Genomic DNA, 17,706 nt, shown 5'->3' on the forward strand with positions numbered 1-17,706 from the left:
ACCGGTGCGGGGTTTTTTTATTTGAGGAAGTTTCTTGGTTGGTCAAAACATTTTGGCGCGAAAGAGTAGTAGGTTAATTATGGATTGCAGACGCGGTGAATGGGGGAGTACTTATTGATTTTCGTCTAGGCTCCATTAATCTAGCGAGGTCTAATTTATTTGATCAAGGCTCAATTAATCGAACAATGCCCATTCTATCGCGTGCCAGGTCCATTCTTTTAAACAATGGCCATTCTAATGCGCGAGTAAGGTCCATTCTTTCATTTCTACAAGGATCCATTCCATCACATCCAAGGTCCATTTAATACCCAATGTTCTTGATGATTTAAATCCTATCGAAAAACGAGCCATACTTCGCTAAAAAACCAGCTAGTTCTCACTTAAAATCGCACAAAACAGTTGTATTATGAGTAGCATCCTATTATAATAAAAAAGCTGCGAAAAGAATTTCACCAAAAGGGTTGCGGGATTCTTTTTCATTGTGTATAATGTTGAATGTTGGTCTTTGACTGCGATGAAGCGAGAGGTTGCCGACACACCCGGCCGCTTTGCCATGGCAAGTGTGTGGGAAATTTTCGTGGAGAATGTCTAGAAAATAGGCGAGAAGGAGGGAAAATAATGGCAAAACAGAAGATTCGTATCCGTTTAAAAGCATATGATCACAGAATCCTTGATCAGTCAGCTGAAAAGATTGTAGAAACAGCAAAACGTTCAGGTGCAAGTGTGTCAGGTCCGATTCCACTTCCAACTGAAAGATCTGTTTATACAGTTCTTCGTGCGGTACATAAGTACAAAGATTCGCGCGAGCAGTTCGAAATGCGTACGCACAAACGTCTTATCGATATCGTTAACCCGACACCACAAACTGTCGATGCGTTGATGAAACTCGATCTGCCATCTGGCGTTGACATTGAAATCAAACTTTAATTGATAAAATAAAACTTATTAAAATCAGGAGGTGTGACAAATGACCAAAGGAATCTTAGGGAGAAAAGTCGGCATGACGCAAATCTTTGCTGAAAACGGCGATCTCATTCCAGTGACTGTGATTGAAGCTGCTCCAAACGTTGTTCTTCAAAAGAAGACGAACGAAACGGACGGTTACGAAGCAATCCAGCTTGGATTCGACGACAAACGTGAAAAGCTTGCAAACAAACCTGAAAAAGGCCACGTTGCAAAAGCTGAAACGGCACCTAAGCGCTTCATTCGCGAATTCCGCGGATTTGACGTAGCAGGGTATGAAGTTGGTCAGGAAGTCAAAGTCGATACATTCGCTGAAGGCGATATCGTCGATATTACAGGAGTATCAAAAGGTAAAGGGTTCCAAGGTGTTATCAAACGCCACGGATACTCACGCGGACCAATGAGTCACGGTTCCCGTTTCCACCGTGCACCGGGTTCACTAGGTGCGGTTGACGGACAGCGTGTATTCAAAGGTAAGAAATTGCCAGGACGTACTGGTGGAGACACTATTACAATCCAAAACCTTGAAATCGTACGAGTTGACGCTGAGCGCAACTTGCTACTAGTTAAAGGTAATGTTCCAGGAGCACGCAAATCACTGATCACAGTGAAAAGCGCAATCAAAGGGAACTAATTCTTAAAGGAAGGAGGAAACATAATGCCTAAAGTATCCGTACTAAGTCAGACAGGTTCTTCAGTTGGCGACATCGAGTTGAACGAAGCAATCTTCGGAATCGAGCCAAATGAAGCTGTCCTATTTGAAGCATTGGTTCAACAACGTGCATCATTGCGCCAAGGGAACCATAAAGTAAAAACTCGCGCGGAAGTTGCTGGCGGTGGCCGTAAACCATGGCGCCAAAAAGGAACTGGACGTGCACGTCAAGGTTCAATCCGTTCACCACAATGGCGTGGAGGCGGTATCGTATTTGGTCCAACACAAAGAAGCTACAGCTACAAGCTTCCTAAGAAAGTTCGTCGCTTGGCACTCCTTTCAGCGCTTTCTACAAAAGTACGCGACGAGGAAATCATCGTATTGGACGCTCTTACATTCGATGCACCAAAAACAAAAGAGTTCACAAAGGTCCTTGCAGATCTTTCTATCGATAGAAAAGCATTGTTCGTAACAGCTGATCTTGACGAAGCAGTGGCATTGTCCGCTCGCAACATTCCTGGAATCAGTGTTGTTACAGCAAACGGCATCAATGTGCTTGACCTTGTCGCTCATGACAAGCTTGTCATCACAAAAGATGCAGTCCAAAAAATTGAGGAGGTGCTTGGTTAATGGAAGCACGTGATGTCCTAAAGCGTCCGGTCATTACCGAGCGTTCTTCAGAACAAATGGAATTTAAAAAGTACACTTTCGAAATCGATACGCGCGCTAACAAAACACATGTGAAGCAAGCTGTCGAAGAAATCTTCGGAGTGAAAGTTGAGAAAGTCAACGTGCAAAACTACAAAGGCAAGTTCAAACGTATGGGCAAGCATGCCGGCTACACTAACAAACGCCGCAAAGCTATCGTAACGTTGACTGCTGATTCAAAAGACATCGAACTATTCGAAATGTAATTGGTTCGTAAATAAACAAAGGAGGGAACACCAATGGCGATTAAGAAATACAAACCTACCTCCAACGGACGTCGTAACATGACTAGCTCTGACTTCTCTGCGATCACTACAGACAAGCCGGAAAAATCATTGCTTGAACCGGTAAAACGGAAAGGCGGCCGTAACAACCAAGGTAGGACTACTGTTCGTCACCAAGGTGGAGGCCATAAGCGCCAATACCGTGTCATCGATTTCCAACGTCGGAAAGATGGCATTCCAGGACGCGTTGCCACGATCGAATACGATCCTAACCGTTCTGCTAATATCGCTCTAATCAACTATGTTGATGGAGAAAAACGTTATATCCTTGCTCCAAAAGGTTTGGAAGTGGGCATGACTGTCATGTCAGGACCTGAAGCGGACATCCGCATAGGGAACGCTCTTCCACTCGAAAACATTCCGATGGGTTCTACAATTCATAACATCGAAATGAAACCTGGTAAAGGTGGACAATTGGTACGTTCTGCTGGTACTTCCGCTCAACTTCTAGGACGTGAAGGCAAATACGTAATCATTCGTCTGCAATCAGGAGAAGTTCGTATGATCCTATCGACTTGCCGTGCAACAATCGGTCAAGTAGGTAACGAGCAACACGAATTGATCAACATTGGTAAAGCAGGTCGTTCACGCTGGATGGGCAAACGTCCAACTGTACGTGGATCTGTCATGAACCCTAACGATCACCCACACGGTGGTGGTGAAGGACGTACTCCAATTGGTCGTCCAAGCCCAGTTACACCTTGGGGTAAACCAACTCTTGGTTTCAAAACTCGTAAAAAGAACAACAAATCCGACAAACTTATCGTTCGTCGCCGTAAAAAATAATGTGATGACACTGCGGTTCGGTAAGAGGACCGTAGTACACTCATCACGGAGGGAGGTTTTTCCATGGGCCGCAGCTTGAAGAAAGGACCTTTTGCAGATGATCATCTACTAAAAAAGGTCGACGCTCAAAAAGATGCACAAAAGAAACAGGTCATTAAAACTTGGTCTCGCCGTTCCACAATTTTCCCATCCTTCATCGGATTGACGATTGCAGTATATGACGGACGCAAGCACGTACCTGTCTATGTGACTGAAGATATGGTTGGTCACAAACTCGGTGAATTCGTACCTACGCGCACATACAAAGGTCATGGCGCTGACGATAAGAAAACAAGACGTTAATTGAGAGGAGGTTATTCTGATGCAACAAGCAAAAGCTACTGCCCGCACAGTCCGTATTGCTCCTCGCAAAGTCCGTTTGGTCGTTGATCTTATCCGGGGCAAGAAAATCGGTGAAGCTGTCGCGATTCTACGCCTGACGCCTAAAGCGGCATCGCCGGTTGTAGAAAAAGTATTGAAATCAGCAATCGCTAACGCTGAACACAACTATGAGATGGATGTTGAGAACATGATCGTCAGCGAAGTTTTCGTTGATGAAGGTCCAACAATGAAACGTTTCCGTCCACGTGCACAAGGCCGTGCAAGTGCGATCAACAAACGTACTAGCCACATTACAGTAGTGGTATCCGAAAAGAAGGAGGGGTAATTCGTGGGTCAAAAAGTACATCCTAATGGTTTGCGGGTTGGCATCATTCGTGATTGGGATTCGAAATGGTATGCAGAAAAAGACTATGCGAATCTTCTACATGAAGACTTGAAAATCCGTGAGTACATCGAAAAACGCCTTGTCGAAGCTGCAGTTTCCAAAGTGGAAATCGAACGTGCCGCAAAGCGTGTCAATATTACAATCCACACTGCGAAGCCGGGTATGGTGATCGGTAAAGGCGGTTCTGAAGTAGAAGCACTTCGTAAATCGTTGAACGACATTACTGGCAAGCGTGTACACATCAACATTGTAGAAATCAAACGTGCTGATCTTGACGCGAAGTTGGTTGCAGAATCAATTGCACGCCAATTGGAAAGCCGTGTTTCATTCCGTCGTGCTCAAAAACAAGCAATTCAACGTACAATCCGTTCTGGTGCAAAAGGAATTAAAACTCAAGTTTCCGGACGTCTTGGCGGTGCTGATATCGCTCGTGCGGAACACTACAGTGAAGGTACTGTTCCCCTTCATACATTACGTGCAGACATTGACTATGCACACGCAGAAGCTGACACTACATATGGTAAGCTTGGCGTAAAAGTATGGATTTACCGGGGAGAAGTCCTTCCAGTGAAGAAGAACTCTGGGGAAGGAGGCAACTAATTATGTTAATGCCTAAACGCGTTAAATATCGTCGTGTATTCCGTGGTAAAATGCGCGGAACTACTAAAGGCGGAGCATCTGTGCAGTTCGGTGAGTTTGGCCTGCAAGCAACTGAATCAGGTTGGATCACGAACCGTCAAATCGAATCCGCTCGTATCGCAATGACTCGTTACATGAAACGTGGCGGTAAAGTCTGGATCAACATTTTCCCACACAAGCCATATACGAAAAAGCCTCTTGAAGTCCGGATGGGTTCCGGTAAAGGTGCTGTAGAAGGCTGGGTAGCAGTAGTGAAACCAGGTCGTGTAATGTTTGAAATCGCAGGTGTGTCAGAAGAGGTTGCTCGTGAAGCGCTTCGTCTCGCATCTCACAAACTGCCCGTGAAGAGCAAGTTTGTAAAACGTGAAGAAATTGGTGGTGAATCTAATGAAAGCTAAAGAAATCCGTGACTTAACAACTGCAGAAATCGAGCAAAAAGTGAAATCACTGAAAGAAGAGCTTTTCAACCTTCGCTTCCAATTAGCGACAGGACAATTAGAAAACACTGCACGCATCCGTGAAGTTCGCAAATCGATTGCGCGCATGAAAACTGTAATACGTCAAAGAGAGATCAGTGCAAATAACTGATGAAGGAGGTTGCAGCCATGACTGAGCGTAACCAGCGCAAAGTATATACAGGCCGTGTAGTATCCGACAAAATGGATAAAACGGTTACCGTAATGGTAGAGACACATAAAAAACATTCTTTATACGGAAAACGTGTAAAGTACTCGAAGAAATTCAAGGCCCATGACGAACTGAATGAAGCGAAAATCGGCGATGTAGTTCGCATTATGGAAACTCGTCCACTTTCAGCTACAAAGCGTTTCCGCCTCATCGAGATTGTCGAAAAAGCGGTCATCATCTAATATCGTTCGGAAAGTAAATTCCGAGAGGAGGTAGCCTCAATGATTCAACAAGAAAGCCGTATGAAAGTTGCCGATAACTCAGGTGCACGTGAAGTTCTAACAATTAAAGTACTTGGTGGAACAGGCCGTAAAACTGCTAATATCGGGGACATCGTTGTTGTAACAGTGAAAAAAGCAACACCAGGTGGCGTTGTCAAGAAAGGCGACGTTGTCAAAGCTGTTATCGTCCGCACGAAAAGCGGAGTACGTCGTAAAGATGGCTCCTACATTACGTTCGACGAAAACGCATGTGTTATCATCCGTGATGACAAGAGCCCACGTGGAACACGTATTTTCGGACCGGTTGCACGCGAATTGCGCGACAGCAACTTCATGAAAATTATTTCACTAGCTCCAGAAGTTCTTTAATCACATGACAGTGCCAATCAAGGAGGTGCGATGAAATGCACGTTAAAAAAGGCGATAAAGTTATGGTCATCACCGGAAAAGACAAAGGTAAGACCGGAGTAATCTTAGCCGCTTTCCCTAAGAAGGATCGCGTGCTTGTAGAAGGCGTCAATATTGTTAAGAAACATACAAAGCCGAACCAAGCAAATCCTCAAGGCGGAATCGTCAGCCAAGAGGCAGCTATCCATGTATCCAACGTCATGCCAATCGATCCTAAAACAGGTGAGCCTACTCGCGTAGGATATAAAATTGTAGATGGCAAAAAGATTCGAATTGCTAAAAAATCCGGTGAAGCACTGGACAAATGAGTAATGGATGAAAGGAGGTCCAACTGATGAGCCGATTAAAAGAGAAGTTTTCGAAAGAAGTCACACCTGCTCTTATGAGCAAGTTTGAATATACTTCAGTAATGCAAGTACCAAAAGTAGAGAAAATCGTCATCAACATGGGTGTTGGTGATGCTGTTCAAAACACTAAAGCGCTTGACGCGGCAGTAGAAGATCTAACGATCATTTCCGGTCAAAAACCAGTTGTAACAAAAGCGAAAAAATCAATCGCTGGATTCCGTCTTCGTGAAGGAATGCCGATTGGAGCGAAAGTTACATTGCGCGGTGAACGTATGTATGAATTCCTGGACAAGCTGATCTCAGTTTCACTTCCACGTGTTCGTGACTTCCGAGGCGTTTCGAAAAAAGCATTCGACGGTCGCGGCAACTACACACTTGGTGTGAAAGAACAGCTAATTTTCCCTGAAATCGACTACGATAAAGTATCTAAAGTACGAGGAATGGATATCGTCATCGTTACGACTGCTAACTCTGATGAAGAAGCACGCGAGTTGCTAACGCAGTTCGGCATGCCGTTCCAAAAGTAAACTAGAGGGAGGCGAAAACGTGGCTAAGAAATCAATGATCGTTAAACAGAAACGTACGCAAAAGTTCAAGGTTCAAGAATATACACGTTGCGAGCGCTGTGGTCGTCCGCACTCCGTATATCGTAAATTTAAACTTTGCCGTATTTGTTTCCGAGAACTCGCATATAAGGGACAAATTCCTGGCGTCAAAAAAGCTAGTTGGTAATCCCCTAACTTGGGAAGGAGGTTAATGGAATGACAATGAGTGATCCTATCGCAGATATGCTTACACGCATCCGTAACGCGAACATGGTTCGTCACGAGAAGCTTGAGGTACCTGCTTCAAATATGAAAAGAGAAATCGCTGAAATCTTGAAACGTGAAGGTTTCGTCCGCGATGTTGAATATGTGGAAGATAGCAAACAAGGCATTATCCGCATTTTCCTTAAATATGGTCAAAACAACGAGCGTGTTATCACTGGTCTGAAACGTATCTCAAAACCTGGTCTTCGTGTTTATGCTAAAACAAATGAAGTTCCTAAAGTTTTGAATGGCCTTGGTATCGCCCTTGTGTCCACTTCGAACGGTCTCCTTACTGATAAGGAAGCACGCGCGAAACAAGTAGGCGGAGAAGTCGTAGCTTACGTTTGGTAATCTGTAACAATTGAATGGAGGTGCAATAGGATGTCCCGAATTGGTAAACGTCCGATCGAGGTACCTGAAAACGTGACAGTTACTATCTCTGATAACAACGTAGTCACTGTTAAAGGCCCGAAAGGCGAACTTACAAATACATTTAATACTGATATTAAAATCGAACAGGAAGGCAACGTCATCACTTTGACTCGCCCATCTGAATCGAAAGAACACCGTTCCATCCACGGAACTACTCGTTCCCTTCTGGACAATATGGTAACTGGTGTATCAAAAGGTTTCGAACGTACACTTGAACTTGTCGGGGTTGGTTACCGTGCACAGCTTCAAGGCACAAAGCTTGTATTGAACGTAGGTTACTCCCACCCGGTTGAATTCACGCCGGAAGAAGGAGTATCAGTTGAAGTACCTGCTAACACGAAAATCATCGTTCGCGGTATTAACAAAGAGCGTGTAGGTGCTTTGGCGTCTAACATTCGCAAAGTACGTCCACCTGAACCGTATAAAGGTAAAGGTATTAAGTACGAAGGCGAACAAATCCGTCGTAAAGAAGGAAAAACAGGTAAATAATGCCGCGTAAAGGCATTCGGAAGGAGTGACCACGATGATCACGAAACAAGATAAGAACGCTGTCCGCAAAAAACGTCACGCACGTGTGCGTACGAAAATCAGCGGAACTCCAGCGCGTCCACGCTTGAATGTTTATCGTTCAAACAAACATATCTATGCACAACTAATCGACGATATGAATGGCGTTACGATTGCTAGTGCTTCCACTATGGATAAAGGGTTCGATATGGACTCTAAGGCGAATGCTGAAGCAGCAGCTAAAGTCGGCGAGATGATCGCGAAGAAAGCCGTAGAAAAGGATGTCAAATCGGTTGTTTTCGACCGTGGCGGATACCTATTCCACGGCCGTGTGAAAGCTCTTGCAGACGCAGCACGCGAAAATGGACTTGAATTTTAATTAAGAAGGAGGGACATATTTCATGCGTCGTAATGATCAGAATAGAAGTGAATTCGAAGAACGCGTAGTAACGATCAACCGCGTAGCGAAAGTGGTAAAGGGTGGACGTCGTTTCCGCTTCACAGCACTTGTCGTTGTCGGCGATAAAAACGGCCGCGTCGGTTTTGGAACAGGGAAAGCGCAAGAGGTTCCTGATGCTATCCGTAAAGCAATCGAAGATGCGAAGAAGAACTTGATCGAAGTGCCAATGGTTAAAGGAACGACTCCACACGAAATTATTGGACGTTTCGGTGCAGGTCAAATCCTTATCAAACCGGCAGCACCTGGTACAGGAGTAATCGCCGGAGGACCTGTCCGTGCGGTACTTGAACTTGCAGGAATCACGGATATCCTTTCGAAATCCTTGGGATCAAGCACGCCGATCAACATGGTACGTGCAACAATTGAAGGATTGAAGAATTTGAAACGCGCTGAAGAGGTTGCCAAATTGCGCGGCAAATCCGTAGAAGAACTGTTAGGTTAAGGGGGGAAACACAATGGCGAACAAACTTGAAATCACCCTTACGAAAAGTGTAATCGGCGCTAAGCCAGCACAACGTAAAACAGTTGAAGCTCTCGGTCTGCGTAAGTTGAATCAGACAGTTGAACATCAAGACAACGTAGCAATCCGTGGCATGATCAGCAAGGTTAGCCACTTAGTCACTGTTAAAGAACAATAATGCACATTTTCGATATAAGGAGGTGCCGATAAGATGAAATTACACGATATGAAGCCAGCTGAAGGCGCACGTAAAGCACGTAAACGCATTGGTCGTGGAATCGGTTCCGGTACAGGTAAAACTTCCGGTAAAGGTCATAAAGGACAAAACGCTCGCTCCGGCGGCGGTGTCCGTCTTGGATTCGAGGGTGGACAAATTCCACTTTTCCAACGACTTCCGAAGCGTGGATTTACGAACATCAATCGTAAAGAATATGCAATCGTGAATTTGGACGTACTGAACCGTTTTGACGAAGGTACCGAAGTTTCGCCTGAATTGCTAATTGAAACTGGAATCGTGAGCAATGAAAAATCAGGAATTAAGATTCTTGGAAATGGGACTCTTGAAAAAAAGATTACTGTCAAAGCTCATAAATTCTCTGCTTCTGCTAAAGAAGCCATCGAGAAAGCGGGCGGGCAAGCAGAGGTGATTTAATGTTTCAGACAATCTCCAACTTTATGCGCGTTAGAGATATTCGGTCTAAAATCATTTTCACACTAGTAGTGCTCATCGTATTCAGACTCGGCGCGTTTGTGCCGGTCCCGAACGTTGATGCGACAGCTTTGCAACAATCAAACAACCAATTCATTGGATTTCTTAACATATTCGGCGGTGGCGCACTAGCGCAGTTCTCCATTTTTGCAATGGGAATCATGCCGTACATCACCGCTTCCATCATCGTGCAATTATTGCAGATGGATGTTGTTCCGAAATTCACTGAATGGGCGAAGCAAGGGGATGTCGGAAGACGGAAGCTTGCACAGTTTACAAGATATTTCACAGTCGTCCTCGCCTTTATTCAAGCGATCGCTATGTCATTCGGCTTTAACCAAATGTTTGGCGGCACGCTTATTCTTGGTGATGGGATCTCCACATATGTGATGATCGCGATTGTTTTGACTGCCGGTACTTCATTCCTGCTTTGGCTTGGTGAGCAGATCACTGCAAAAGGAGTCGGTAATGGTATTTCCATTATCATCTTCGCAGGGATCGTTGCAGCTATTCCGAACGCAGTGAACCAACTCTATGCAACACAAATTCAAGATGCGGGAGACGCGTTGTTCATTCGTCTTGCAATGATGGTTTTATTGTTGATCGTTATCATTGCGATCATCGTCGGAGTCGTTTATGTACAAGAAGCGCTTCGTAAAATTCCGATTCAGTATGCAAAACGTATGACAGGTCGTCAACAGACGACGGCCGGACAACAAACGCATTTACCGTTGAAATTGAATGCTGCAGGTGTTATTCCGGTAATCTTCGCTGTGGCGTTTTTCATCACTCCTCAGCAATTGAGTTCATTTTTCGGCGATAATAGTGTTACAAAATTCATTACACGGACGTTTGACTACAATCAACCGGTCGGGATGATCATTTATGTGGCACTGATCCTTGCTTTCACATATTTCTACGCATTCATCCAGGTGAATCCGGAAAATATGGCAGATAACCTAAAAAAGCAAGGCGCCTATATCCCGGGCATCCGTCCAGGACAAAACACACAAAACTATTTAACGAGCACTCTGTACAGACTGACATTTGTCGGCTCGCTTTTCCTTGCCACAATAGCAGTCATGCCGATCTTCTTCATCAATTTGGCGAACCTTCCACAGTCCGCTCAAATCGGAGGAACTAGCTTGCTCATCGTCGTCGGGGTTGCACTTGAAACGATGAAACAGCTTGAATCACAACTTGTGAAACGGCATTACAAGGGGTTCATGAAATAATATTCCGAATAGGTGGGACCCTTGGTGAACACCTGTTTTGAATAATTACGGAGGGCAAGACGTATGAATATCGTATTAATGGGTCTGCCGGGTGCCGGTAAAGGTACGCAAGCAGATAAAATTGTCGAAAAGTACGAAATCCCTCATATTTCTACAGGCGATATGTTCCGTGCTGCAATTGCAGAAGGCACGGAACTTGGAGTCAAAGCAAAATCGTTCATGGACCAAGGTGCTCTTGTCCCTGATGAAGTGACAATTGGCATTGTACGTGAACGACTAAGCAAATCGGATTGCGATAACGGATTCCTGCTTGATGGCTTTCCGCGTACAGTTCCTCAGGCAGAGGCATTGGATGCACTGCTTGCGGAGATGGACAGGAAAATTGAGCATGTCCTCAACATTAAAGTGGAAAAAGATGAACTTGTCGCAAGATTGACCGGTCGCAGAATATGTAAAGTTTGCGGCACATCCTACCATTTGCAATTCAACCCGCCAAAGGTTGAAGGCAAATGCGATAAGGATGGCGGAGAACTTTATCAGCGGGCGGACGACAATCCGGAAACCGTAACAAACCGTCTGGAAGTAAATATGAATCAAACAGCACCACTATTGGCGTATTATAACGACAAAGGCGTGCTGACAAACATAGATGGACAAAAAGACATCAATGATGTCTTCGATGATCTGGACGCTATCTTACAAGAGAGTGGCCAGTGATCCTTTCCGGACGCAATTCATGCACGCCATATTGCGGGCAGCATCACACTGTTGCACGGAAAGATCGTATGATTAACGAGCTGCAAAAGCATATGGTGCCCGGTATAGGAACTGGTGATTATCCATTGGCGGCACTGTTTCGGGACTTTGTAAATGCAAATATCCGCCGAGGTGGGTATAATGTAAAAGGTGTCCGGAACCATGTGGCAAGAATGGAACGCACCAACGGCAATCCTGTCGTTTGTGTCTTTTCCGACGCGATTTTCCACAACAAGAGTCGGGGACTGACTTACGGGAAACGAAGTGTGACAGACGTCTTTCGAACATCACTCATGCAATCCGGACATATGTTGAAGGAAGCTTTGAAGGCGACTGCTGCCGCTCGATGGTTAAGACCTTTATTGGATATAGAAGGGAGACAGGATTGATGGCGAAGGACGACGTAATTGAAGTTGAAGGTACCGTAGTCGAAACGTTGCCGAACGCGATGTTCAAGGTGGAATTGGAAAACGGTCATACGATTCTTGCACATGTTTCAGGCAAGATCCGCATGCACTTTATCCGTATCCTGCCTGGCGACAAAGTGACGATGGAACTCTCACCTTATGATTTAACACGCGGTCGTATCACATACCGTTTTAAATAAACTTTTGCAACTCCGGAATATTGAAGGAGGTTGGGTAAGATGAAAGTAAGGCCATCTGTAAAACCGATCTGCGAAAAATGTAAAGTTATTCGCAGACGCGGCCGAGTAATGGTAATCTGTGAAAATCCAAAACATAAACAAAGACAAGGCTAATACAAAGGGAGGTGCACAATCTATATGGCACGTATTGCTGGTGTAGACGTACCGCGCGATAAGCGCGTAGTCATTTCATTGACATACATTTTTGGAATTGGGAAAACAACTGCACAGAAGGTCCTAGCTGGAGCTGGCGTTTCTGAAGAAACAAGAGTTCGTGATCTTACTGATGCTGAACTTGATAAAATCCGTGAGCAAATCGACGCTTTGAAAGTTGAGGGGGACCTTCGTCGTGAAACTTCCCTTAACATCAAACGTTTGATGGAAATCGGTAGCTTCCGTGGAATCCGTCACCGTCGTGGATTACCTGTTCGTGGACAAAACACGAAAAACAACGCACGTACACGTAAAGGTCCTAAACGGACTGTAGCTAACAAGAAGAAATAATAGGTAAAGGAGGTTTTTCGTAGACATGGCACGTAAACAACAAACTCGTAAACGTCGTGTGAAAAAGAATATTGAAACTGGTATTGCACATATCCGTTCGACGTTCAACAATACAATCGTAACGATCACTGATAGTCATGGGAATGCTCTTTCTTGGTCCAGTGCTGGTGCACTAGGATTCAGAGGATCCCGTAAATCAACTCCGTTTGCTGCACAAATGGCTGCTGAAACTGCTGCCAAAACTGCTATGGAGCATGGCTTAAAGTCTTTGGAGGTTACTGTTAAAGGACCAGGTGCTGGTCGTGAAGCGGCAATCCGTTCACTACAAGCTGCAGGTCTTGAAGTAACTGCAATCAGAGACGTAACACCGGTTCCGCATAACGGATGCCGCCCACCGAAACGTCGTCGTGTATAATGGTTTGTTCTCCATTTGATTGAAAAGCACAATTTTTGGTAAAACTGAATTGTGTGATTGCATTTTGATTTCTTTTGATAATCGATTTCAATATGGAACGGCCTATATACTAGACGTTTTGAAGGAGGGTAAATGAATGATCGAGATTGAAAAACCGAAGATTGAAACAGTTATGATCAGCGAAGATTCCAAGTTCGGTAAATTTATTATTGAACCATTGGAGCGTGGATACGGAAACACTTTAGGGAATTCCTTGCGCCGCGTGCTTCTTTCCTCATTGCCAGGAGCTGCCGTGACATCTATCCAGATCGATGGAGTTCTTCATGAATTCTCTACAATTGAAGGTGTCGTCGAAGACGTTGCAACAATTATTTTGAATGTGAAGAAACTTGCTCTCAAAATCTATTCGGATGATGAGAAAGTGATTGAAATAGATGTAAAAGGCGAGGGAACGGTCACTGCAGCGGATATCACCCATGACAGTGATGTTGAAGTGCTGAATCCGGATCTTCAAATCGCTACACTGGGCAAGAATGGTCATTTGCGTATGCGGATGTATGCTGTTCGGGGCCGAGGGTATGCACCTTCCGATCAAAACAAACGTGAGGATCTTGCGATTGGTGTTATTCCGATCGACTCTATTTACACTCCAGTTTCACGCGTCAATTTCCAAGTAGAGAATACTCGTGTAGGTCAAAGCACTAACTTTGATAAGTTGACGTTTGACATTTGGACAGATGGCAGCATTGGTCCAAAAGAAGCTGTTTCGCTCGGAGCAAAAATCCTGACGGAGCATCTGAATATTTTTGTCGGCATGACTGACGAAGCACAAACTGCAGAAATCATGGTGGAAAAAGAAGAAGACCAGAAAGAGAAAGTCCTTGAGATGACTATCGAAGAGCTTGATCTATCTGTCCGTTCATACAACTGCCTGAAACGTGCAGGCATCAATACTGTACTTGAGCTTGCTAACAAGTCCGAGGACGAAATGATGAAAGTGCGCAACCTTGGCCGTAAATCACTTGAAGAAGTGAAGGCGAAATTGGACGAGTTGAACCTCGGGTTACGCTCGGAAGATTAATCAACTAGATTGAAGGAGGGAAACTTCTATGGGTTACAGAAAACTTGGACGTACAAGTTCACAACGTAAAGCAATGCTTCGCGACTTGGCGACAGACCTAATCGTGCATGAGCGCATCCAAACGACAGAAGCGCGTGCGAAAGAATTACGTTCAGTCGTTGAAAAGATGATCACGCTTGGTAAACGCGGTGACTTGCATGCACGTCGTCAAGCAGCACAATTCATTCGTCGTGAGTTGGTAACAACTGCTGATGAAGAAGGCAATGAGAAAGAAATCTATGCAATTCAAAAGCTATTCGATAACGTTGCACCACGTTACGCAGATCGCCAAGGCGGTTATACGCGTATCATGAAAATGGGACCTCGTCGTGGAGACGGAGCACCTGTTGTTGTTATTGAGCTAGTTTAATTATAAAGCGGAGGATGGCGTTTAGCTGCCATCCGGAGCTGGAATATGAACTACCAAGGGTGTGTCTGGCCATACGCACAGCCACGCCCTTTTCTTATCTAAATGATTTATACGACAATATTAAAAGCTGAGTGTTACGATCGACGGTTCGGCCGATCGGTCTAGCTCTACGCATCTCATCCGCTGATCCGGATTGAGCACCCGGCATCAGAATAGAATGGAGCGCATTTCTTCGGATGAGGTGCGCGCTTTTTTTATTTATTCATAGAAAAAATTGTAGAATTCAGTTGTTTCATACATAATCCAAAAAATGCCGGAGGTGAAAGATGTGAAGGAAATTTTGTCGTTAGATCACGTGTCCTATTCATACGAGTCGGAAGATGGCGGAATGCGGAGGGCGGTTGACGATGTCAATTTCACTGTGAATGACGGTGAATGGATTGCTATTGTCGGCCATAACGGATCAGGCAAATCAACGTTGGCGAAGCTGATGATTGGTCTTTTATTTCCCGAGGAAGGCAAAGTGAAGGTCTTTCTTGAGGAGCTGAACGAGGACAACCTATGGGAAATACGTTCGGACATCGGAATCGTCTTTCAAAATCCGGATAATCAGTTCGTCGGCTCAACTGTTCAGGATGATGTTGCATTCGCTTTGGAGAACAATGGCATCCCTTTCGAGGAGATGGTGCCGCGTGTCCATGAATCCCTTGCACAAGTGAACATGGAAGGATTTCTGGATCATGAGCCTCACCATCTATCCGGCGGACAAAAACAGCGTGTGGCAATTGCCGGAGCGCTTGCCATGCGGCCTAGACTGCTTATTTTGGATGAGGCGACTTCGATGCTTGATCCGCAAGGACGGGATGAAGTGATTCAAGTCGTCGACGAACTTAAGCGGAAAACTGGGCTCACGGTTATTTCCATTACTCATGATCTGGAAGAAGTGCTATTGGCTGATAGGGTCATCGTGATGAATGATGGGAAGTTGATGTTGACAGGCAAGCCGGAGGAGATTTTTGCTCATGGCGATAAGCTGGAATCAATCGGGCTGGATCTGCCTTTCGCTGCAAGATTGTCGCGCTTATTGCGCCAGGCGGGAATCGGGATACAAGGGGAACATATGACGGAAGAAGAGTTGGTGAATGAATTATGGACATCTCACTTCAACAAGTAGGCTATTCGTATGCAAAAGGCACGCCTTTTGAAAAACGGGCACTTTACGAGGTGAATGCTTCAATACGGACAGGATCGTATACGGCGGTCATCGGACATACAGGTTCAGGCAAATCAACGTTGCTTCTCCATTTGAACGGTCTCTTGAAACCGACTGAAGGAGTCGTGCGCGTCGGAGATGTAAGTATCACTGCTGACACAAAGGCGAAAGAGCTGAAAAAGATCCGTCGGCACGTCGGCATCGTGTTCCAATTTCCTGAACATCAGCTCTTTGAGGAGACCGTGGAAAAAGACATCATGTTCGGCCCGCTGAATTTCGGAATACCTGAAGAGGAAGCGAAACAGCGAGCTCATGAATTGATTCGGCTGTTGGGATTGCCTGAAGATGTTGCACAGAAGTCGCCGTTCGATTTATCGGGTGGGCAGATGCGTCGTGTGGCAATTGCGGGCGTCCTTGCATTCAAGCCGTCAGTCCTCATCTTGGATGAACCGACTGCCGGCCTCGATCCGCGCGGACGTAAAGAGATCATGGAGCTGTTTACTAAATTGCATAAAGAGGAAGGCTTGACGACCATCCTCGTCACTCACAGCATGGAGGATGCCGCAAGATATGCGGATCAGGTCCTTGTCATGCATGAGGGACGCTCTGTGATGGCCGGAACCCCTGAGGAAGTGTTCGGGGATGCTGATCGACTAAAATCTTTCCGGCTCGGCTTGCCGCGTTCTGTGGCGTTTCAGCATAATGTGGAGAAGCTGTTCGGAAAGCAATTTGGAACACTGGCACTGACGGAAGAGCAACTTGCTGAGACAATTGCAGAAGCTCTGAAGGAAGAAGGTGAGCGATAATGCTGGAAAAAATGATTTTCGGCCGATACGTGCCGGGAAATTCATTCGTCCACCGGCTGGATCCGAGATCGAAGCTGCTGTTCGTCTTCTTGTTCATCATAGCGGTCTTTTTAGCTGACAATACGGCGACGTACGCTTTGCTATTGGTTTTCACATTGCTTGTCATTTTCATTGCACGAATAAGACTCTATTTCCTCTTCAACGGGTTGAAGCCGATTCTGTTCCTTATCATTTTCACATTGCTTATGCACTTCATTTTCACGAAGGAAGGCGCGTTGCTGATTGATTGGAAGTTTCTCAAGATTTACGAAGAAGGCGTCAGGCAAGGGATTTATATTTCCATCCGTTTCCTCGTACTTGTCTTGATGACAACCATTTTGACGTTGACGACATCCCCCATTTCTATCACAGACGGAATGGAGACGCTGTTGAATCCTTTGAAGCGCATTAAATTGCCTGTCCACGAGCTTGCATTAATGATGTCGATTTCCCTTCGCTTCATCCCGACATTGATGGATGAAACTGATAAGATATTAAAAGCACAGCTCGCACGCGGATCTGATTTGACGAGCGGGACTGTCAAAGAAAGGATCCGGGCGGTCGTTCCGCTTTTAGTCCCTCTTTTCGTCAGCGCGTTCAAACGGGCGGAGGACCTCGCGATTGCAATGGAAGTGAGGGGGTACCGCGGAGGAGAGGGCCGGACAAGGTATCGTCAATTGGATTGGCAGTTGCGTGATACGCTGGTCATCATTCTTTTCCTCTTATTAGTCGCCGCCCTGATTTGGCTGAGGGGAGGGAACTGA

Annotated in this window: 33 protein-coding genes; all 33 read left to right on the forward strand. The window is 45.4% G+C overall.

Annotation, left to right across the window (positions count from 1 at the left end):
- The first annotated feature begins 618 nt into the window (after nucleotides 1-618).
- A complete protein-coding gene (gene rpsJ / locus M3193_RS11715; RefSeq protein ID WP_060203412.1) occupies nucleotides 619-927 on the forward strand; it encodes a 30S ribosomal protein S10 in 309 nt (102 codons plus the stop codon).
- Between the two features lie 40 nt (nucleotides 928-967).
- Entirely contained in the window at nucleotides 968-1,597 is a 630-nt protein-coding gene (gene rplC, locus M3193_RS11720; RefSeq protein WP_251627874.1) for a 50S ribosomal protein L3, read from the forward strand.
- 24 nt (nucleotides 1,598-1,621) lie between these two features.
- The gene (gene rplD, locus M3193_RS11725) at nucleotides 1,622-2,245 is read left to right on the forward strand and encodes a 50S ribosomal protein L4 (protein WP_251627876.1); all 624 of its coding nucleotides are present in this window, start codon (nucleotides 1,622-1,624) and stop codon (nucleotides 2,243-2,245) included.
- A complete protein-coding gene (gene rplW / locus M3193_RS11730; RefSeq protein WP_251627877.1) occupies nucleotides 2,245-2,529 on the forward strand; it encodes a 50S ribosomal protein L23 in 285 nt (94 codons plus the stop codon). The genes rplD and rplW overlap by 1 nt, the downstream gene beginning before the upstream one ends.
- A 33-nt stretch (nucleotides 2,530-2,562) precedes the next feature.
- Entirely contained in the window at nucleotides 2,563-3,393 is an 831-nt protein-coding gene (rplB, locus tag M3193_RS11735) for a 50S ribosomal protein L2 (RefSeq protein WP_251627879.1), read from the forward strand.
- A gap of 63 nt (nucleotides 3,394-3,456) precedes the next feature.
- Entirely contained in the window at nucleotides 3,457-3,735 is a 279-nt protein-coding gene (gene rpsS / locus M3193_RS11740) for a 30S ribosomal protein S19 (protein ID WP_147057454.1), read from the forward strand.
- Nucleotides 3,736-3,754: 19 nt separating this feature from the next.
- Complete coding sequence (gene rplV, locus M3193_RS11745) at nucleotides 3,755-4,099, forward strand: 50S ribosomal protein L22 (protein WP_060203423.1); 345 nt, start codon at nucleotides 3,755-3,757, stop codon at nucleotides 4,097-4,099.
- Nucleotides 4,100-4,102: 3 nt separating this feature from the next.
- Nucleotides 4,103-4,759, forward strand: coding sequence for a 30S ribosomal protein S3 (rpsC, locus tag M3193_RS11750; protein ID WP_251627881.1), 657 nt, complete (start codon nucleotides 4,103-4,105; stop codon nucleotides 4,757-4,759).
- 2 nt (nucleotides 4,760-4,761) lie between these two features.
- Nucleotides 4,762-5,196 carry a 50S ribosomal protein L16 gene (gene rplP, locus M3193_RS11755; protein WP_060203427.1) on the forward strand — a complete coding sequence of 145 codons (435 nt, stop codon included), beginning with the start codon at nucleotides 4,762-4,764 and terminating at the stop codon, nucleotides 5,194-5,196.
- Nucleotides 5,186-5,386: a 50S ribosomal protein L29 gene (rpmC, locus tag M3193_RS11760; protein WP_009499049.1), complete on the forward strand. Its 201-nt coding sequence runs from the start codon at nucleotides 5,186-5,188 to the stop codon at nucleotides 5,384-5,386. Before rplP ends, rpmC begins: the two co-directional genes overlap by 11 nt.
- Before the next feature lie 17 nt (nucleotides 5,387-5,403).
- The gene (gene rpsQ, locus M3193_RS11765; protein ID WP_251627883.1) at nucleotides 5,404-5,667 is read left to right on the forward strand and encodes a 30S ribosomal protein S17; all 264 of its coding nucleotides are present in this window, start codon (nucleotides 5,404-5,406) and stop codon (nucleotides 5,665-5,667) included.
- Nucleotides 5,668-5,706: 39 nt separating this feature from the next.
- On the forward strand, nucleotides 5,707-6,075 hold the full coding sequence (gene rplN, locus M3193_RS11770) for a 50S ribosomal protein L14 (RefSeq protein ID WP_060203431.1): 369 nt from the start codon (nucleotides 5,707-5,709) through the stop codon (nucleotides 6,073-6,075).
- Between the two features lie 35 nt (nucleotides 6,076-6,110).
- Entirely contained in the window at nucleotides 6,111-6,422 is a 312-nt protein-coding gene (gene rplX / locus M3193_RS11775) for a 50S ribosomal protein L24 (protein ID WP_251627886.1), read from the forward strand.
- Between the two features lie 26 nt (nucleotides 6,423-6,448).
- Complete coding sequence (gene rplE, locus M3193_RS11780; protein ID WP_251627888.1) at nucleotides 6,449-6,988, forward strand: 50S ribosomal protein L5; 540 nt, start codon at nucleotides 6,449-6,451, stop codon at nucleotides 6,986-6,988.
- A 19-nt stretch (nucleotides 6,989-7,007) separates the two neighbouring features.
- A complete protein-coding gene (locus tag M3193_RS11785; protein ID WP_230498276.1) occupies nucleotides 7,008-7,193 on the forward strand; it encodes a type Z 30S ribosomal protein S14 in 186 nt (61 codons plus the stop codon).
- 29 nt (nucleotides 7,194-7,222) lie between these two features.
- The gene (gene rpsH, locus M3193_RS11790; protein ID WP_060203437.1) at nucleotides 7,223-7,621 is read left to right on the forward strand and encodes a 30S ribosomal protein S8; all 399 of its coding nucleotides are present in this window, start codon (nucleotides 7,223-7,225) and stop codon (nucleotides 7,619-7,621) included.
- A gap of 30 nt (nucleotides 7,622-7,651) precedes the next feature.
- A complete protein-coding gene (gene rplF / locus M3193_RS11795; RefSeq protein WP_251627890.1) occupies nucleotides 7,652-8,191 on the forward strand; it encodes a 50S ribosomal protein L6 in 540 nt (179 codons plus the stop codon).
- Nucleotides 8,192-8,225: 34 nt separating this feature from the next.
- On the forward strand, nucleotides 8,226-8,588 hold the full coding sequence (rplR, locus tag M3193_RS11800; RefSeq protein ID WP_251627892.1) for a 50S ribosomal protein L18: 363 nt from the start codon (nucleotides 8,226-8,228) through the stop codon (nucleotides 8,586-8,588).
- A gap of 22 nt (nucleotides 8,589-8,610) precedes the next feature.
- Nucleotides 8,611-9,111 carry a 30S ribosomal protein S5 gene (rpsE, locus tag M3193_RS11805; RefSeq protein ID WP_060203444.1) on the forward strand — a complete coding sequence of 167 codons (501 nt, stop codon included), beginning with the start codon at nucleotides 8,611-8,613 and terminating at the stop codon, nucleotides 9,109-9,111.
- Between the two features lie 13 nt (nucleotides 9,112-9,124).
- On the forward strand, nucleotides 9,125-9,307 hold the full coding sequence (gene rpmD, locus M3193_RS11810; protein ID WP_224654333.1) for a 50S ribosomal protein L30: 183 nt from the start codon (nucleotides 9,125-9,127) through the stop codon (nucleotides 9,305-9,307).
- Between the two features lie 33 nt (nucleotides 9,308-9,340).
- Nucleotides 9,341-9,781, forward strand: a complete 441-nt coding sequence (gene rplO, locus M3193_RS11815) for a 50S ribosomal protein L15 (RefSeq protein ID WP_251627893.1) — start codon at nucleotides 9,341-9,343, stop codon at nucleotides 9,779-9,781.
- Nucleotides 9,781-11,073 (forward strand): preprotein translocase subunit SecY, encoded by a 1,293-nt coding sequence (gene secY, locus M3193_RS11820; RefSeq protein WP_251627896.1) that lies wholly within the window; start codon nucleotides 9,781-9,783, stop codon nucleotides 11,071-11,073. The genes rplO and secY overlap by 1 nt, the downstream gene beginning before the upstream one ends.
- 63 nt (nucleotides 11,074-11,136) lie before the next feature.
- The gene (locus M3193_RS11825) at nucleotides 11,137-11,790 is read left to right on the forward strand and encodes an adenylate kinase (protein ID WP_251627897.1); all 654 of its coding nucleotides are present in this window, start codon (nucleotides 11,137-11,139) and stop codon (nucleotides 11,788-11,790) included.
- Nucleotides 11,787-12,218, forward strand: coding sequence for a hypothetical protein (locus tag M3193_RS11830; protein ID WP_251627899.1), 432 nt, complete (start codon nucleotides 11,787-11,789; stop codon nucleotides 12,216-12,218). Before M3193_RS11825 ends, M3193_RS11830 begins: the two co-directional genes overlap by 4 nt.
- A complete protein-coding gene (gene infA / locus M3193_RS11835) occupies nucleotides 12,218-12,436 on the forward strand; it encodes a translation initiation factor IF-1 (protein WP_060203457.1) in 219 nt (72 codons plus the stop codon). The genes M3193_RS11830 and infA overlap by 1 nt, the downstream gene beginning before the upstream one ends.
- A 39-nt stretch (nucleotides 12,437-12,475) precedes the next feature.
- A complete protein-coding gene (gene rpmJ / locus M3193_RS11840; protein ID WP_076758849.1) occupies nucleotides 12,476-12,589 on the forward strand; it encodes a 50S ribosomal protein L36 in 114 nt (37 codons plus the stop codon).
- Between the two features lie 24 nt (nucleotides 12,590-12,613).
- A complete protein-coding gene (gene rpsM, locus M3193_RS11845) occupies nucleotides 12,614-12,979 on the forward strand; it encodes a 30S ribosomal protein S13 (RefSeq protein WP_251627901.1) in 366 nt (121 codons plus the stop codon).
- A 25-nt stretch (nucleotides 12,980-13,004) separates the two neighbouring features.
- Nucleotides 13,005-13,394 carry a 30S ribosomal protein S11 gene (gene rpsK / locus M3193_RS11850; RefSeq protein ID WP_009499031.1) on the forward strand — a complete coding sequence of 130 codons (390 nt, stop codon included), beginning with the start codon at nucleotides 13,005-13,007 and terminating at the stop codon, nucleotides 13,392-13,394.
- A gap of 136 nt (nucleotides 13,395-13,530) precedes the next feature.
- Nucleotides 13,531-14,475, forward strand: a complete 945-nt coding sequence (locus M3193_RS11855) for a DNA-directed RNA polymerase subunit alpha (protein WP_251627903.1) — start codon at nucleotides 13,531-13,533, stop codon at nucleotides 14,473-14,475.
- A gap of 28 nt (nucleotides 14,476-14,503) precedes the next feature.
- Nucleotides 14,504-14,884 (forward strand): 50S ribosomal protein L17, encoded by a 381-nt coding sequence (rplQ, locus tag M3193_RS11860; protein WP_251627905.1) that lies wholly within the window; start codon nucleotides 14,504-14,506, stop codon nucleotides 14,882-14,884.
- 328 nt (nucleotides 14,885-15,212) lie between these two features.
- Nucleotides 15,213-16,058 (forward strand): energy-coupling factor ABC transporter ATP-binding protein, encoded by an 846-nt coding sequence (locus M3193_RS11865; protein WP_251627907.1) that lies wholly within the window; start codon nucleotides 15,213-15,215, stop codon nucleotides 16,056-16,058.
- On the forward strand, nucleotides 16,034-16,903 hold the full coding sequence (locus tag M3193_RS11870; RefSeq protein ID WP_251627909.1) for an energy-coupling factor ABC transporter ATP-binding protein: 870 nt from the start codon (nucleotides 16,034-16,036) through the stop codon (nucleotides 16,901-16,903). Before M3193_RS11865 ends, M3193_RS11870 begins: the two co-directional genes overlap by 25 nt.
- Nucleotides 16,903-17,706: an energy-coupling factor transporter transmembrane component T family protein gene (locus tag M3193_RS11875; protein WP_251627911.1), complete on the forward strand. Its 804-nt coding sequence runs from the start codon at nucleotides 16,903-16,905 to the stop codon at nucleotides 17,704-17,706. The genes M3193_RS11870 and M3193_RS11875 overlap by 1 nt, the downstream gene beginning before the upstream one ends.

Source organism: Sporosarcina luteola, assembly GCF_023715585.1.
In the GTDB taxonomy this organism is placed as follows: domain Bacteria; phylum Bacillota; class Bacilli; order Bacillales_A; family Planococcaceae; genus Sporosarcina; species Sporosarcina luteola_D.